The sequence below is a fragment of the Virgibacillus kekensis genome, assembly GCF_042654125.1.
GTDB lineage: Bacteria > Bacillota > Bacilli > Bacillales > Amphibacillaceae > Lentibacillus > Lentibacillus kekensis.
In genome coordinates, this window is sequence record NZ_JBHSFU010000003.1 from 155,505 (window position 1) to 171,461 (window position 15,957).

The window sequence follows — 15,957 nt, forward strand, 5'->3', positions numbered from 1 at the left end:
GTTCTATTCAGTTTTCTATACTCATATAGTTGATACAAGCCTACCTATGAAAAGGGGATGGAGAATGAAACGTGTATCTGCTGTAACAGTAAGAAAACGAATAGTCACTGTTTTTCTTTGCGGGCTGCTGTTTTTTACAGTGATTGATTTCAGGCTGGGATATGTTCAGTTTGTGATTGGTGATGAACTGATGAAACTGGCCAATGACTCATGGAGCAGGGACATCACTTTTGAGGCCGAGCGGGGAAATATTTTGGACAGGAACGGAGTAGTACTTGCAGAAAATGTGTCGGCGCCGTCTGTGATCGTTGTTCCCAAGCAAATTAAAAATCCACAGGAAACGGCCGGTAAGATAGCAGATATATTAAATATATCTGAAGAGAAGGCATACGAATATGTTACCAGAGATGCCGTTTATACCCGGATTCATCCTGCTGGCAGAAAAATAACGGAGCAACAGGAAAAGGCATTCAAGACACTAAATCTGGATGGTGTATACCTTGCTAAGGATTCTAAGCGGCACTACCCCTTCGGTGACGATCTATCGCATGTTCTGGGGTTCGCCGGCATAGATAACCAGGGGCTCATGGGACTCGAACTTTTTTATAATGAAAAACTAGACGGGGAAGAAGGCAGCCTGTCTTTTTACTCCGATGCAAAAGGGAAGAAACTTGAACAAATTGCAGATATCTATAAACCGCCCGAGGATGGCCTTAATCTGAAAACGACCATCAACTCTAAAATCCAAACAATCATGGAGCGGGAACTTGATCTTGCAGTTTCCAAGTATAATCCGGATGGAGCACTTGCCATTGCGGTGGATCCTGATACAGGCGGAATATTAGGTATGACCTCACGTCCGAATTTTAATCCGGAGAATTATCAAAACGTGGATGCAAAGGTATATAACCGTAACCTGCCAATTTGGAGTACGTATGAGCCTGGTTCTACGTTCAAAATTATTACGCTTGCTGCAGCCCTCGAAGAAGAGGTTGTAGATTTACAGAATGACCACTTTATGGATGATGGGGATATTTCGGTGGGAGGTACTGAGCTTCATTGCTGGAAAAGTGGTGGGCATGGAAGCCAGACATATCTTGAAGTCGTACAAAACTCGTGTAACCCAGGGTTTGTCAGTCTGGGGATGAAACTTGGCGAGGAAAGGCTTTTCAGCTATATCAGGGATTTTGGTTTTGGAAATAAAACTGGTATTGATTTAAATGGTGAGGCAAGTGGTATATTATTTAAGCCTGAACGAATCGGACCAGTCGAACTCGCCACCACTTCGTTCGGACAGGGGGTTTCTGTTACTCCAATTCAGCAGGTTATGGCGGTAGCCGCAGCTGTCAATGGCGGGCGACTGTATGAACCGCAAATTGCAAATGCATGGATTGACCCACGCACAAATAACGTTGTGGAAAAAATCGAACCTGAAATGAAAGAACGGGTGATTTCCGAGTCCACCTCAAAAGAAATACGAATGGCATTGGAAAGCGTAGTTGCAAAGGGAACTGGACGCCCAGCGTATGTGGAAGGTTACCGTGTTGGGGGTAAGACAGGTACGGCCCAAAAAGTCGGCCCGGACGGCAACTATATGAACAATAACTATATTCTTTCCTTTATTGGTGTAGCGCCTGCTGATGACCCGGAGATTGTTGTCTATGTAGCGATTGATAATCCAAAGAATACAGTCCAGTTTGGCGGGGTGGTAACAGCTCCAATTGTGGGGACTATTATAGAGGATAGTATGCATGTAATGGGAGTAGAGCCACGGGATAACGGTCTGTCCAAAGAATATACCTGGCCAGAGCAGCCAAAAGTGGAAGTTCCTGACCTTGTAGGTTTGAAAAAAGAGGAGTTAACCCAATATCTGACGAATTTATCTATAGAGACAAGTGGGAGTGGAAACTATATCGTTGATCAGGAACCTCATGCCGGGACTAAAGTGGAACAAGGTGATACAATCAGGATTTATCTGTCCAATAAAAATTAATCGTGAACATCCGATTTTTTTGCTATAATGAAAAACGAAAGTTTAAGCGACTCTTCAAAACAATGAATTATACAGGTGTAAAAACCTTGTGTAGTGGTAATTAAATAGGAGGGTGAAAAAGCACCCTCTTATTATCACATTTTATCTAAATATAGAAGTGGGATATTACTATAGAATAGGATGTTTTAAATGAGATTATCTGAAATTCTTGCTGCTTTACCATTCTATGAATCTGCGGTGGCATTCGATAGTGTAGAAATCAGTAATATAGAGGTGGATTCACGAAGGGTTACCAGAGGAAGTTTGTTTGTTTGTATCAATGGCTTTACCCTGGATGGCCATGATTTTGTGGATCAAGCTGTTGAGAACGGGGCAAGTGCTATTTTAGCTGAGCGGAAACTTGATGTTCCGGTTCCTACAATAATTGTTGCTGATTCGTCCAGAGCGATTGCTATGATTGCCGCAAAATTTTACGATTATCCAACAGCTAGCCTGCCGCTTATTGGTGTTACCGGCACAAATGGAAAAACTACAATTTCATATCTGCTGGAATCCATCTTCAATGAGTACGAGTTAAAGACCGGGGTGATCGGAACAATTCAGATGAAAATCGGCCAGGATGCATTTCCTGTAAATAATACTACGCCTGATGCGCTCTTCCTGCAACGGACTTTCCGTGAGATGATTGAAAAGGACGTTGATAAGGCAATTATGGAAGTCTCTTCGCACGCACTTGATATGGGGCGGGTATACGGCTGTGATTTTGATATTGCAATATTCACCAACCTGTCGCAGGATCATCTGGACTACCATAAGGACATGGATGATTACCTGCACGCAAAGAGTCTTTTGTTTGCCCAGTTGGGGAATACCTATAACAATAACAAGAAAAAATACGCCATTCTTAATGTGGATGACCCTAGCAGCAGAATAATTCAGCGCAGTACAGCCCAGCATATCGTCTCTTACGGGTGTGAAAATTCAGCACAGGTAATGGCAACTAATATTAAATTAGAAGTCAATAGAACTTCATTTACGATGGAGACACCAGTCGGCTCTATTGAGATAAGCAGCAGGCTAATCGGAAAGTTTAATGTCTATAATATGCTTGCCGCTAGTGCTGCAGCTATTTCTGCGGGTATACCCCTGGTTACTATCAAGAATGCTCTTAAACGAATAGGCGGTGTACGAGGTAGGTTTGAACCAGTGGATGGCAGCAAGCCCTATGCAGTTATAGTGGATTATGCGCACACACCGGATTCGCTTGAAAATGTACTGCAGACGATAAAAGGATTTGCTGAAAGGAAAGTATATGTTGTGGTTGGTTGTGGCGGAGACCGTGATCGCACAAAGCGCCCGTTAATGGCAGGGATTGCGATGCAGTATGCTGACCATGTCATTTTTACATCCGATAATCCGCGCACAGAGGATCCAACGTTAATTCTTGAAGATATGACCGGAGAACTGCAGGAGAATCATTATGAAGTAATCGAGGGAAGACGCGATGCTATTTTCCACGCAGTAAGCCTGGCGGAAAAAGATGATATTGTATTAATTGCTGGTAAGGGTCACGAAACCTATCAGGAAATCGGCCATCATCGTTATGATTTTGATGACCGTGAAGTTGCCAGAGAAGCTATCAAAGCTAAGGAGCAATCATAATGTTATTTCATACAGAGTGGCTTAAAACGATTTTTAACGAATATAAAGGAGCTGTCAGCCCAGGCATTCCGATAGATGAAGTAAGTACAGACAGCAGAAAAGAAACACATAAGTCATTGTTTGTACCAATTGTAGGGGAAAAGTTTAATGGACACGACTATTTCAAGCAAGCTTTCGATCAGGGGGCGATTGCAGCGCTCTGGCAGAAAGACAGGAAACTGCCTGGTTTCGTGCCGACTGACTTCCCTGTCTTTTTTGTGGAGGATACACTAAAGGCACTTCAGCAGCTTGCAAGTGCATACCGGGATAAAATTAATCCGGTTGTAATAGGAATAACCGGCTCAAATGGAAAAACAACCACGAAAGATATGATGGCCTCAGTTGTAGGCTCAGGTTACCGGACTCACCATACAAAAGGGAATCTCAATAATCATATTGGTTTGCCACTGACAATTTTATCTATGCCTGCAGATACAGAAGTCCTTGTAGTGGAAATGGGTATGAGTCAGGCCGGTGAAATTGAAACATTGTCAAAAATAGCCAAGCCTGATTATGCAGTAATCACCAATATTGGTGAGTCGCATATAGAGTATTTAGGTTCTCGAGAAGGAATAGCCGATGCTAAGCTGGAAATCAACAGTGGCTTAAAGGAAAATGGATTACTTGTTGTAGACGGGGACGAACCTTTACTAAACAAAATGCATAATCTTGATTATGTGATTACCTGCGGGTTTGAAATTGATAATGATGTGGTAGTTAATGATGTGGAACTAACTCATAATCAAACAACCTTTACATTATCAGATCAAACGGTATATGCTATTCCATTACTTGGCAGACATCATGCCCTTAATGCGGCGTTTGCACTTACAGTTGCCGACCATATCGGGGGTATATCAAAAACCGGAGCAGCTGATGCACTGATGGCTCTTCAGCACACGTCTATGCGATTTGAGTTGCTGACAGGCCGTAATGGTGTTTCAGTTATTAACGATGCCTATAACGCCTCACCGACTTCGATGAAAGCGGCAATAAACGTTGTTGGGCAAATGGATGGATTTGAACGGAAGGTGCTCGTTCTCGGTGATATTTTTGAACTAGGGGAAGCGTCCAGAGATTTTCACCGGTCGGTGGCTGACAGTGTCGATGCATCTATCCATGTATTATTTACATATGGAAAGGATGCAAAGGAAATTTCATCTGTTGTGTCCGATAGAAAGCAAAATATAGTATGTAGCCATTTTGGTTCGAAAGAGGAGCTTTTACAAGCCCTGGAAAGCTATTTATCCAAAGAGACACTGATACTTTTCAAGGCCTCGAGAGGCATGCAGTTTGAGCAGTTGGTTGAGAATGTGATTAATCCAGCTTAATGATGAATGGGACGGTCGCTGCAGAAGGAGGAGAAATAATGAATATAACCGTACTACTTATGACAATTGCAATAGCGTTCCTGATTACCGTCCTTCTGTCACCTATTTTCATTCCGTTTTTACGACGGTTGAAATTTGGGCAAAGTATACGAGAAGAAGGTCCACAGTCACACCAGAAAAAAACAGGAACACCTACAATGGGTGGAATTATGATTGTACTCAGCATTTTTGCCACCTCACTTATCATGGCAGGGAAATCCAGCGGAAACATAGGCTATGAGCTATGGCTGCTGATTTTTGTGCTGGTAGGGTATGGCCTGCTGGGATTTCTGGATGATTTTATCAAGGTAGCAATGAAACGTAATTTAGGTTTGACGTCCAAACAAAAAATGTTTGGACAGTTGATTATTGCACTTGTTTTTTATTTTATTTTGGAATATAACGATTTTGCCACTTATATTCAGATACCAGGCACATCAATTCAGTGGGAACTTGGATACGGATACGCCCTGCTGATTATTTTTATGCTCGTCGGATCTTCCAATGCCGTAAACCTGACGGATGGCCTTGATGGCCTATTGGCAGGTACCGCTGCAATAGCATTTGGTGCCTTTGGTGTTCTGGCATGGTATGGCTTTCCCCAAGGTGAAGTAACAATCTTTTCATTGGCGGTTGTCGGTGCGCTGCTCGGATTCCTGGTTTTCAACGCGCATCCCGCAAAAGTATTTATGGGGGATACCGGGTCATTGGCGCTAGGCGGATCAATCGCTGCAATTGCAATTCTGACAAAGCTTGAGATTATTTTAGTTGTCATCGGCGGCGTATTTGTAATTGAAACATTATCTGTCATCATTCAGGTAATATCCTTTAAAACTACAGGTAAGAGAGTATTTAAAATGAGTCCTCTTCACCATCACTATGAACTGCTTGGCTGGTCGGAATGGCGGGTTGTAACAACATTTTGGCTTGTTGGACTTATCTTTGCTGCTCTTGGCATATATATTGAGGTGTGGATAACTTGAAGAAACTGAAGAATTTTCCGTATACAAATATTCTGGTCCTGGGATTAGCTAAAAGCGGTACTGCAGCAGCAAGGCTTCTTCTTGAGAACGGAAGGAAGGTACGGGTCAATGATAAACAGGCTGATGAAAACGCCCAGTCTGTTAAGGACCTGAAACAGCTTGGTGCTGAAGTGATAACAGGTTCACATCCCTTATCTGTTCTGGAAGGTGTCGAGGTTATTGTGAAAAACCCGGGAATTCCTTACGACATACCGTTGCTTGTTGAGGCTGAGAACAGGGATATTCCGATTATAACTGAAATAGAAATTGCAGGGAATCTAGTGGAGACTTCCATTATTGGGATTACTGGGTCAAATGGAAAAACCACGACCACGACACTAACCACCGAGATGCTGGCCAAAAGCAATCAGCAGGTCCGGGTTGCTGGAAATATCGGATATGTGGCGACCGAAGTTGCGAATGAGCTGAAAAGTGATGAAAAAATGGTGCTTGAACTGTCATCTTTTCAGTTGATGGGTGTTAAAGCATTTAAACCGAAAGTTGCGGTTCTGCTAAATATTTATGAAGCTCACCTGGATTATCATAAAACGTTTGAAAACTACCGGGAAGCTAAGTGCAATATTTTTCGCAATCAGTCAGAAGAGGATTTTTTAATCTATAATGCAGACAATTCCACAGTTGTAGAATCTATTGAACAGGCAAAAGCATCCAAAATCCCTTTCTCACTTAAACAGAAATATGAGAATGGTGCCTGGGCTGATGAAAAGGGTGTTTACTTTCAGGGTGAAAAAGTGATCGACAGGCAAGATATCGTGCTTGTAGGGGATCACAACCTGGAAAACATACTTGCGGCTGTCTGTGCGGCTAAGCTCAGCGGTGCAACGAATGAAGGAATTCAGGAAGTGCTCACCACATTCTCGGCGGTTAAACACCGGATGCAGTTTGTGGAAAATATCCAGGGAAGATTTTTCTATAACGATTCCAAAGCGACAAATACGCTTGCGACTCAAAAGGCGTTATCCTCGTTTAGGCAGCCTACTGTTCTGCTTGCTGGAGGACTGGATCGTGGGAACGACTTTGATGACCTGATTCCTTACCTCGAAAATGTTAAGGGAATGGTTCTTTTTGGGGAAACATCCGAAAAACTAAGAAGTACCGCGGAAAAAGCAGGTATAGATATCATCAGGTCAGCAGACACCATGGAAGATGCGGTCCGAAACGCATATGAGATTTCAGAACCTGATAATGTGATTCTCCTGTCACCTGCATGTGCCAGTTGGGACCAGTACAGGACTTTTGAAGAAAGAGGAGACATGTTTATACAAGCCGTGCATACATTAAAGTAGGGGCTTGTATTAAAAAAGACATAATAAGAATAACTCTACGCCCCTGTTAACGAAACTGAAAACGGGGTGTTTTTTTTGTTCCGAAATCTGCTGAAAACTAAGTATGCACCAGATTATACGTTGCTCACCGTTATTTTCATGCTGCTTATTGTGGGAATCGTAATGGTCTATAGTTCTTCGTATGTCTGGGCGGAATATAAATATGCTGATCAATTCTTTTACCTTAAACGCCAGCTGCTGTTTTGTAGCGCTGGTGTGGTTGCAATGTTTTTTATTATGTCTGTGCCGTATGGGAATTGGAGAAAATACAGCAAGATCCTGCTGTTAATATGTTTCTTTTTGCTCCTGGTTGTACTCATTCCCGGGATTGGTATGAAGCGGGGTGGAGCCCAGAGTTGGATTGGTGTAGGGGCGTTCAGCATTCAGCCATCCGAGTTTATGAAACTGGGGTTAATCATATACTTGGCTGTGTTTTTATCGGCCCAGCAAAAGTATATCACTTCTTTTAAAAAAGGCTTCTTCCCATCTATGATTCTAGTATTTGCAGCGTTCGGTCTGATCATGCTGCAGCCGGACCTTGGGACAGGCGTTGTACTTGTTCTCACATGTATGGCCATGATTTACTCAGCTGGCGCACGGCTTTTACATTTTTTTGGACTGGGGTTAATTGGGGTGGTAGGGTTTGTCCTGCTGATAGCTTCTGCCCCGTACCGGATAAACCGAATTACGGCATTTTTGAACCCATGGCAGGATCCGCTTGGAGATGGATTTCAGATCATCCAGTCTCTATATGCTATCGGTCCCGGTGGGTTAATGGGTCTTGGGCTTGGCGAGAGTCTGCAAAAATACTTTTACCTGCCAGAACCCCAAAACGATTTTATTTTTGCGATACTCGCAGAGGAACTCGGTTTTCTTGGTGGTACGTTTGTAATCATATTATTCATGATTCTTTTTTGGCGCGGAATTAAAATAGCTTTGGAAGCACCTGATTCATATGGGAGGTTTCTGGCACTTGGGATTGTGGCCATGCTTACAATTCAGGTGATGATCAACATCAGTGTGGTAATCGGGCTTATTCCGGTAACTGGGATTACGTTGCCATTTCTCAGTTACGGGGGCTCTTCCCTGACACTTACGCTTTGTTCGGTCGGAATCCTGCTGAATATCAGTAAGTATTCGAAAATGTAGGCAAACCCTGAAAATAGTATGAAAAATCAAGTAAACTGGGAAAAGTTTACTACATACTTAAATACATTATGTGATATAATTCATGTAACAGATGGAAGCGGCATTGTAAAGTGCCGTTTTATTCTTTCTAAAACAAGTAAATTAATAGTTTTGGCAGTTTTTTGTTTAAACTCTCTGAAAAAGGAAGAGAAATATAAATGGAGAAAAAGAATGTCGTTTCGATTGAGGACCGCATTCCAAAACTGAAACAGGAGCGGAAAAAGAAGGCAAACCGCCGGCTGATTTTTTATCTTTCCGTCTTTTTTGTTTTGATTGCGATTATTGTGTATCTCCAGTCTCCATTAAGTCATGTGCGTACTGTAAAGGTCACAGGAAACTCCATGGTCTCTGACGAGGAAGTCATTAAGCAGACAAGCCTTAACCAGGATACCAATATTTGGATGATTAACGATGCACAAATTGTGAAATCAGTAAGTGAGAATCCCGCTGTAGAATCTGCAGAGGTCACTAGAAAGCTCCCCTGGACTGTTCATATAAAGCTGAATGAATACGAACATGTCGGCTATATAAAAAATAAAGGAAATTTTTTTCCGATTTTGGGCAACAGTGAGGTTTTAACAGAAGTCAAACAGGAAACAATTAACGGGGACGCTCCATTGATTCTGGGATTCTCCGATAAAGACTATTTAAAGGAAATGACACAGGAACTTGAGAAACTTCCAGTAAGCATACTCCGCTTAATCTCTGAAGTACACTGGGATCCGGAAGACGGTAACCAAAATAAAATTAAGCTGTACATGAATGAAGGGTACATAGTTGATGGTACGATCCGAAATTTTGCCGAAAAAATGAAAGTCTATCCTTCGATTGTCTCGCAGCTTGACCCAGATAAGAAAGGGATTATCCATATAGGTGTAGGGGCTTATTTTGAAGAATTCAACAAACCTGTAGAAGAAGAGGCTGCCAGTGATGAGGAGATAAATGACACGGAAAATTAGGCATGTTATAATATCGCCTGGTCAGCCGAAATTCTTTTTTTCTGTCTGAGAAAAAAATATTAAATTATTGTGGAAAGTCATATATACCAAATGTTTTCCGAAAGGCTCTAGCGTAATTCATGCAAAAATCGATTCTTCTTCAAAAAAACATTAAAAACATTTAGAAAATAGAAGGATTTCAGCGATTTTTATTGAATTAATCAATATATATTTTCTTTTCCACAGTATTCCTTTAAAATAGTAGATTATAGTATAAAAATAAAAGAAAAACGGAATATGAGAAACCATCTGATAATCCCAACGGCTCTATTTAAGGGTCGTAATACTAACAAACTTGGAATTCCCAACAAAACTACGGGATACATGTCATAATCAGATGCTTCTGAAATCAGGAGGTGCCTTTCTTTGAACAACAGTGACGTACTAGTGAGTCTTGACATAGGTACATCAAAAATCAAAGTAATTATCGGAGAAGTATTAAATGATTCCCTGAATATCATTGGAGTAGGAACCGCAAAGTCAAATGGCATGAAAAAAGGGGCAATTGTGGACATCGACCAGACAGTCCATTCCATCCGGAACGCTGTTGAACAGGCAGAACGAATGGTTGGAATGCAGATTGACAGAGTAGTAGTCGGGGTCAATGGTAACCACATACAGCTGCAGCCGTGCCATGGAGTAGTGGCCGTTCAAAGTGAGAACCGTGAAATCGGTGATGAAGATATTACCCGTGTCATTGACGGGGCGCAGGTTGTATCCATCCCACCGGAAAGAGAGATCATTGATGTAATACCGAAACAGTTCATCGTGGACGGGTTGGATGAGATAACCGATCCCCGTGGAATGATCGGTGTAAGGCTGGAAATGGAAGGAACAATTATTACTTGTTCTAAAACAGTTTTACATAACATTTTAAAATGTGTGGAACGAGCCAATCTGGAAGTGTCAGATATTTGTCTGCAGCCTCTAGCAGCTGGAACTGTGGCGCTATCCAAAGATGAAAAGAACATTGGCGTAACACTTATTGAAGTAGGCGGCGGTTGTTCTACCGTTTCTATTTTTGAAAATGATCATCTGGTGTCTACAAGTGTGGTGCCACTGGGTGGAGACAACATTACCAAGGACCTATCAATTGGTCTGCGGACTTCCACCGAAGAAGCAGAGGATATTAAGCTTAATTATGGACATGCCTATTTCAATGATGCTAAAGAGGATGAAACTTTTGAGGCTTCTGTAATTGGAAGCAATAATAAGCAGATGTACAACCAGCTTCAGATAGCGGATATGATTGAAGCGCGTCTGGAAGAAATTTTTGCTTATGCGGAACGTGAAATCAGACGAATGGGTTACCAGCAATTACCTGGTGGTTACGTGCTGACAGGTGGTACAATGAAAATGCCGGGTGTACTTGAACTGGCACAAGAACTTTTCCAGTCAAATGTACGGATTGCAATCCCTGATTACATTGGTGTACGTGAACCTCAATTTACTGCAGGGGTTGGAATCTTGCAATTTGCCTATCGCAATGCGAAAATACAAGGAAAAGACTTATATCCATCCGTTGTGATGAATCAAAATGAAGCGAAGCCGAAACGAGCTAAAAAACCGGCTAAAACAGAAGAATCTTCTGAACCTAAGAAAAAAGAATCAGGATTCGCTAATTTATTCAAATACTTTTTTGATTAATCTGGTGTTCCTTGAGAAAACAAATTTTTGTTCAGCAGTGTACGGACAGGACTTTACCTGTCTGTATGGCATAACTGAACAGGGCTTTGCTGCTGTTTATTTAAAAGAATGTAAATAGCTGCAGTCCCAGAAGAAAGAAAGCTTCCAGGACTCTCGCAATTTTACATATTAGGAGGAACGAATATATGTTAGAGTTTGATACGAATATGGATCAATTGGCAACTATAAAAGTTATTGGCGTTGGCGGTGGCGGCAGCAACGCAGTAAATCGCATGATAGAGCACGGTGTAGAAGGTGTTGAATTCATCGCTGTAAACACGGATGCTCAAGCTCTTAATCTATCAAAAGCAGAAACAAAACTGCAGATTGGCGGTAAACTTACCCGCGGACTTGGTGCAGGTGCTAATCCTGAAGTAGGTAAAAAGGCTGCTGAAGAGAATAAAGAGCAGCTCGAAGAAGTACTTCAAGGAGCAGATATGATTTTCGTAACTGCTGGAATGGGTGGAGGTACCGGTACAGGAGCTGCTCCGGTTATCGCACAGATTGCCAAAGAACTTGGAGCTCTTACTGTAGGAGTTGTAACCCGGCCGTTCACTTTTGAAGGTAAAAGAAGGTCTACACAGGCTGTTACAGGAATTGATTCACTTAAAAGCAGCGTGGATACTTTAATTGTAATCCCGAATGACCGTCTTCTCGAAATCGTTGATAAGAATACACCAATGCTTGAAGCATTCCGTGAAGCGGATAATGTGCTGCGTCAGGGTGTACAAGGTATTTCTGACCTGATCGCAAAACCAGGGCTGATTAATGTGGACTTTGCTGACGTAAAAACAATTATGTTTGATAAAGGGTCCGCATTAATGGGGATTGGTGTGGCCACAGGAGAAAACCGTGCAACCGAAGCTGCCAAAAAGGCTATTTCCTCACCATTGCTCGAGACATCAATCGATGGAGCGCATGGTATTCTGATGAATATAACTGGTGGAGCTAACCTTAGTCTTTACGAGGTACAGGAAGCTGCAGATCTGGTTACTTCCGCGGCAGATAATGAAGTTAACGTTATCTTCGGTTCGGTAATTAATGAAAATCTTAAAGATGAAATTGTAGTAACTGTAATCGCGACTGGCTTTGATGAAACTCAAAAAATTAACCCTCAGCCAAAACAGCGTCCGGTGATCAATCATCGTGAACAGGCTGCAACCCGACAAAATGATGATACACCAAGAGAACAGGGGCAACCGCAACATCAGCAGCACCGTTCCATTAATCAGGATGAGGAACTTGATATCCCAACCTTCCTGAGAAACCGTAATAGAAACCGATAAATCAGTTTAATAGATTAGAGATAAAGCAATCAGACCAAATCTGGTTGCTTTTTTCTTTGTTTAGGAAGAAAATAATCGTGTCGATTAAGGAGACCGTCTCGATGAGCGGTGTTAGCAAGAAATCTCGACTTGTTCGACCGCTCATCAGATGGATGAGCGGCGTTTTGCAAGGTTTCCGCTTCCTTCGACCTCTCATCAAGCCGATGAGCGGCATTAGGCAAGAGTTTCCGCTTCCTTCGACCTCTCATCAAGCCGATGAGAGGCATTTGACAAGGATTCCCGTTTCGTTCAACCTCTAATTACTTGGAAGGTGCTTACATTTTATGAAGTTTTTTTTGATGAGTAAAAGTATGACCTAGGTCGGGTTATGAACGTATCGATTTGCATAAGCATCTTGGAAAACTGCAGTCTCTTAAAAATTCACTTTCCTCTGATTAGACTCTTAAGAAATCTTATCTGACAAAGTCCCCGATAAGTTGTTAAAATTAGCTCCTTTTACCATACAAGAAGTGACAGACTTTGCTTTCTAAACAAACTATACTTTCTATAAGGTATTTTTAAGATGAAAGGAAGAAGGACGTGACCATTTATCTTGACGCTGTCTGGCTGCTGAATTTCTTTTTGGATATGATGCTCCTTATGCTTACACAGGCGCTCGCCAAGGACAGCACACACAAGATAAGAATTATTTTTGGCGCGTTTGTTGCTTCGTTACTAGTCCCATTGACTATTTTTTATCCGGGATCTTTTTTATCAGGTATGACAGGAAAGTTAATCTATTCGGTTTTGATTATTGTTAGCGCTTTCGGCTGGCAGTCTGTTCACCGGGTGTTAAAACTGCTTTTCCTGTTTTACTTTATTACTTTTGCGATAGGGGGAGGTTTGATAGCCGTTCACTTTTTATCCCAAAGTTCTGTTGGGGTAGCTAGTGGGAGTATTCTCACTTACAACGGCGGGTATGGCGATCCAATCAGCTGGCTGTTTGTGATTGTAGGATTTCCGCTTTCCTGGTGGTTTACGAAAAAACGTATGGACAAGCACGCTACTGAAAAAATCCGCTATGACCAACTCAGTGAGGTTTCCATACAGATTGCTGGTGTTAGTAAGTCGACAACCGGCTACATTGACAGCGGAAACCAGCTCGTTGATCCCTTGACTAAGAAACCTGTGATAATTTGCGATGAATACTTTTTATCACAATGGTTTACTAGGGAAGAGTGGAAAATGCTTGAGAATGCACATGAGAATCTAGATTTTGAAAAACTACCGGAAAAATGGGAGAAACGGATTCATATTATTCCTTTCCAGGGCGTAGAGGGAAAGCGCACGTTCATGCTGGCTCTTAAGCCTGACAATCTGGAAATTTATTATGGAGACGAGAAGATAGTTACACGTAAAACGTTAATTGGAATTCAGTTTGCTGAATTAACAAAAGATCAGTCTTATCACTGTTTACTGCATCCACAGATTATAAAAATGGCAACTGTCAATTCTGCATAACGCATTTTTGACAGCAATAGTGTGGCAGATGTGCTGATTATTGCGGAATAACTGCTGAAAAGGGGCGACTTAATAGTGAAACATTGGAAGCTGCGTTTACGTTTACAGTGGTATAAGCTCTTGTTCAAACTTGGCCTAAAAACGGATGAGATTTATTATATAGGCGGAAGTGAGGCATTACCGCCGCCACTATCAAAAGAAGAAGAACGTGAATTGCTTGAATTATTACCTAAGGGTGATAAATCAGCCAGAGCGATGCTAATTGAACGAAATTTACGACTCGTTGTATACATCGCCAGAAAGTTTGAAAATACGGGGATAAATATTGAGGATTTGATCAGTATAGGAACGATTGGACTTATTAAAGCGGTCAATACGTTTAATCCCGAAAAGAAAATCAAGTTGGCTACATATGCATCCAGGTGCATTGAGAATGAAATCCTGATGTATTTGCGAAGAAACAACAAGCTAAAGTCTGAAATATCGTTTGATGAACCGCTTAATATTGACTGGGATGGCAATGAGCTCCTGTTATCTGATGTTATGGGAACCGATGAGGATATCATTACCAAGGACATCGAAACTAATGTAGATAAAGCACTGTTAAAAGATGCACTTTCCCAGTTAAATAATCGTGAAAAGCAAATTATGGAGCTTCGTTTCGGTCTGGTTGGTCAGGAAGAGAAAACACAAAAAGATGTAGCCGATATGCTGGGCATTTCCCAGTCCTATATTTCACGGCTTGAGAAAAAAATAATCAGACGTCTCCAAAAAGAATTAAATAAAATGGTATGACTTATAGCATAGGCATTCAGAGCTTTTTTTGACCCTTTTTAGCAACCAGGGGTCTGCATAAAAATTCCTCCACGGGGAGATACTGTCCATGAACAGCATCTCCAACCGGGAGGGTAGAAAGAATGACCAGACATAAAGTTGAAATTTGTGGTGTGGATACATCCAAATTACCTGTACTTAAAAATGATGAAATGCGTGAGTTATTTAAACAAATGCAACAAGGTGATTTATCAGCAAGAGAAAAACTGGTAAACGGAAATTTACGGCTGGTTTTAAGTGTAATCCAGCGATTCAATAATCGTGGGGAGTACGTAGATGATCTTTTCCAGGTAGGCTGTATTGGGCTCATGAAATCAATTGACAATTTTGATTTAGGCCATAATGTAAGATTTTCGACGTATGCAGTTCCGATGATTATAGGTGAAATCAGACGTTATTTACGTGATAATAACCCTATTCGGGTGTCCAGATCATTAAGAGACATTGCCTATAAAGCTTTACAGGTTAGAGAGAAACTGATAAGTAAAACCTCAAAAGAGCCTACACCAGCAGAAATAGCCGAAGAAATGGGAGTTCCCCATTCAGATATTGTATTTGCTATGGACGCTATCCAGGATCCGGTATCGCTTTTTGAGCCGATTTATAATGATGGTGGGGATCCGATTTATGTAATGGACCAGCTCAGTGATGATTCAGAGAAAGACTCAACATGGGTCGATAAATTATCGTTAAAAGAGGGTATGTATCGTTTGAACGAACGAGATAAAATGATTTTGAATAAGCGATTTTTTCAGGGCAAAACTCAAATGGAAGTTGCCGATGAAATAGGCATTTCCCAGGCCCAGGTATCACGGCTAGAGAAAGCAGCAATATCCCAGATGAACAAGCAAATGTTTGAATAATGTTGAAACGCGCACGAAGAAATGTGAAGGGGGAAACTTATTAAGCTAATAAGCACTACAATAACATAATACAACTATTAAAACGTCATCTATATGGTGGCGTTTTTTACATTTAATTGATTGTTACAATTTCCACTTCGAAGTTTTTTTTATCAGATGGCTGCATATAT

At 41.5% G+C, this 15,957-nt stretch carries 12 protein-coding genes; all 12 read left to right on the top strand.

What is annotated here, in order from left to right:
- Positions 1 to 64 precede the first annotated feature (64 nt).
- The 12 genes from ACFO3D_RS02170 (at position 65) to sigG (ending at position 15,787) form a co-directional block, all read left to right on the top strand.
- The gene (locus ACFO3D_RS02170) at positions 65 to 1,993 is read left to right on the top strand and encodes a stage V sporulation protein D (RefSeq protein WP_390292952.1); all 1,929 of its coding nucleotides are present in this window, start codon (positions 65 to 67) and stop codon (positions 1,991 to 1,993) included.
- Between the two features lie 189 nt (positions 1,994 to 2,182).
- Positions 2,183 to 3,655, top strand: coding sequence for a UDP-N-acetylmuramoyl-L-alanyl-D-glutamate--2,6-diaminopimelate ligase (locus ACFO3D_RS02175; protein WP_390292953.1), 1,473 nt, complete (start codon positions 2,183 to 2,185; stop codon positions 3,653 to 3,655).
- Positions 3,655 to 5,025 carry a UDP-N-acetylmuramoyl-tripeptide--D-alanyl-D-alanine ligase gene (locus ACFO3D_RS02180; protein ID WP_390292954.1) on the top strand — a complete coding sequence of 457 codons (1,371 nt, stop codon included), beginning with the start codon at positions 3,655 to 3,657 and terminating at the stop codon, positions 5,023 to 5,025. The genes ACFO3D_RS02175 and ACFO3D_RS02180 overlap by 1 nt, the downstream gene beginning before the upstream one ends.
- A gap of 38 nt (positions 5,026 to 5,063) precedes the next feature.
- Positions 5,064 to 6,047, top strand: coding sequence for a phospho-N-acetylmuramoyl-pentapeptide-transferase (gene mraY, locus ACFO3D_RS02185; protein WP_390292955.1), 984 nt, complete (start codon positions 5,064 to 5,066; stop codon positions 6,045 to 6,047).
- Positions 6,044 to 7,393, top strand: coding sequence for a UDP-N-acetylmuramoyl-L-alanine--D-glutamate ligase (murD, locus tag ACFO3D_RS02190; protein WP_390292956.1), 1,350 nt, complete (start codon positions 6,044 to 6,046; stop codon positions 7,391 to 7,393). The genes mraY and murD overlap by 4 nt, the downstream gene beginning before the upstream one ends.
- A gap of 75 nt (positions 7,394 to 7,468) precedes the next feature.
- A complete protein-coding gene (spoVE, locus tag ACFO3D_RS02195; protein WP_390292957.1) occupies positions 7,469 to 8,581 on the top strand; it encodes a stage V sporulation protein E in 1,113 nt (370 codons plus the stop codon).
- Positions 8,582 to 8,778: 197 nt separating this feature from the next.
- Positions 8,779 to 9,579 (top strand): cell division protein FtsQ/DivIB, encoded by an 801-nt coding sequence (locus ACFO3D_RS02200; protein WP_390292958.1) that lies wholly within the window; start codon positions 8,779 to 8,781, stop codon positions 9,577 to 9,579.
- Between the two features lie 405 nt (positions 9,580 to 9,984).
- Positions 9,985 to 11,265 carry a cell division protein FtsA gene (gene ftsA, locus ACFO3D_RS02205; RefSeq protein WP_390292959.1) on the top strand — a complete coding sequence of 427 codons (1,281 nt, stop codon included), beginning with the start codon at positions 9,985 to 9,987 and terminating at the stop codon, positions 11,263 to 11,265.
- Between the two features lie 185 nt (positions 11,266 to 11,450).
- Positions 11,451 to 12,590, top strand: a complete 1,140-nt coding sequence (gene ftsZ, locus ACFO3D_RS02210; RefSeq protein ID WP_390292960.1) for a cell division protein FtsZ — start codon at positions 11,451 to 11,453, stop codon at positions 12,588 to 12,590.
- 579 nt (positions 12,591 to 13,169) lie between these two features.
- Positions 13,170 to 14,090: a sigma-E processing peptidase SpoIIGA gene (gene spoIIGA, locus ACFO3D_RS02215; protein WP_390292961.1), complete on the top strand. Its 921-nt coding sequence runs from the start codon at positions 13,170 to 13,172 to the stop codon at positions 14,088 to 14,090.
- A gap of 75 nt (positions 14,091 to 14,165) precedes the next feature.
- Positions 14,166 to 14,885, top strand: a complete 720-nt coding sequence (sigE, locus tag ACFO3D_RS02220; RefSeq protein WP_390292962.1) for an RNA polymerase sporulation sigma factor SigE — start codon at positions 14,166 to 14,168, stop codon at positions 14,883 to 14,885.
- A 122-nt stretch (positions 14,886 to 15,007) separates the two neighbouring features.
- Positions 15,008 to 15,787 (top strand): RNA polymerase sporulation sigma factor SigG, encoded by a 780-nt coding sequence (sigG, locus tag ACFO3D_RS02225; RefSeq protein WP_390292963.1) that lies wholly within the window; start codon positions 15,008 to 15,010, stop codon positions 15,785 to 15,787.
- Positions 15,788 to 15,957 lie beyond the last annotated feature (170 nt).

Excerpts from the sequence above, each read along its gene's own strand:
- ACFO3D_RS02170 (WP_390292952.1), top strand. The coding sequence starts at position 65 with ATGAAACGTGTATCTGCTGTAACAGTAAGAAAACGAATAGTCACTGTT.
- ACFO3D_RS02175 (WP_390292953.1), top strand. The coding sequence starts at position 2,183 with ATGAGATTATCTGAAATTCTTGCTGCTTTACCATTCTATGAATCTGCG.
- ACFO3D_RS02180 (WP_390292954.1), top strand. The coding sequence starts at position 3,655 with ATGTTATTTCATACAGAGTGGCTTAAAACGATTTTTAACGAATATAAA.
- mraY (WP_390292955.1), top strand. The coding sequence starts at position 5,064 with ATGAATATAACCGTACTACTTATGACAATTGCAATAGCGTTCCTGATT.
- ACFO3D_RS02200 (WP_390292958.1), top strand. The coding sequence starts at position 8,779 with ATGGAGAAAAAGAATGTCGTTTCGATTGAGGACCGCATTCCAAAACTG.
- ftsZ (WP_390292960.1), top strand. The coding sequence starts at position 11,451 with ATGTTAGAGTTTGATACGAATATGGATCAATTGGCAACTATAAAAGTT.
- sigG (WP_390292963.1), top strand. The coding sequence starts at position 15,008 with ATGACCAGACATAAAGTTGAAATTTGTGGTGTGGATACATCCAAATTA.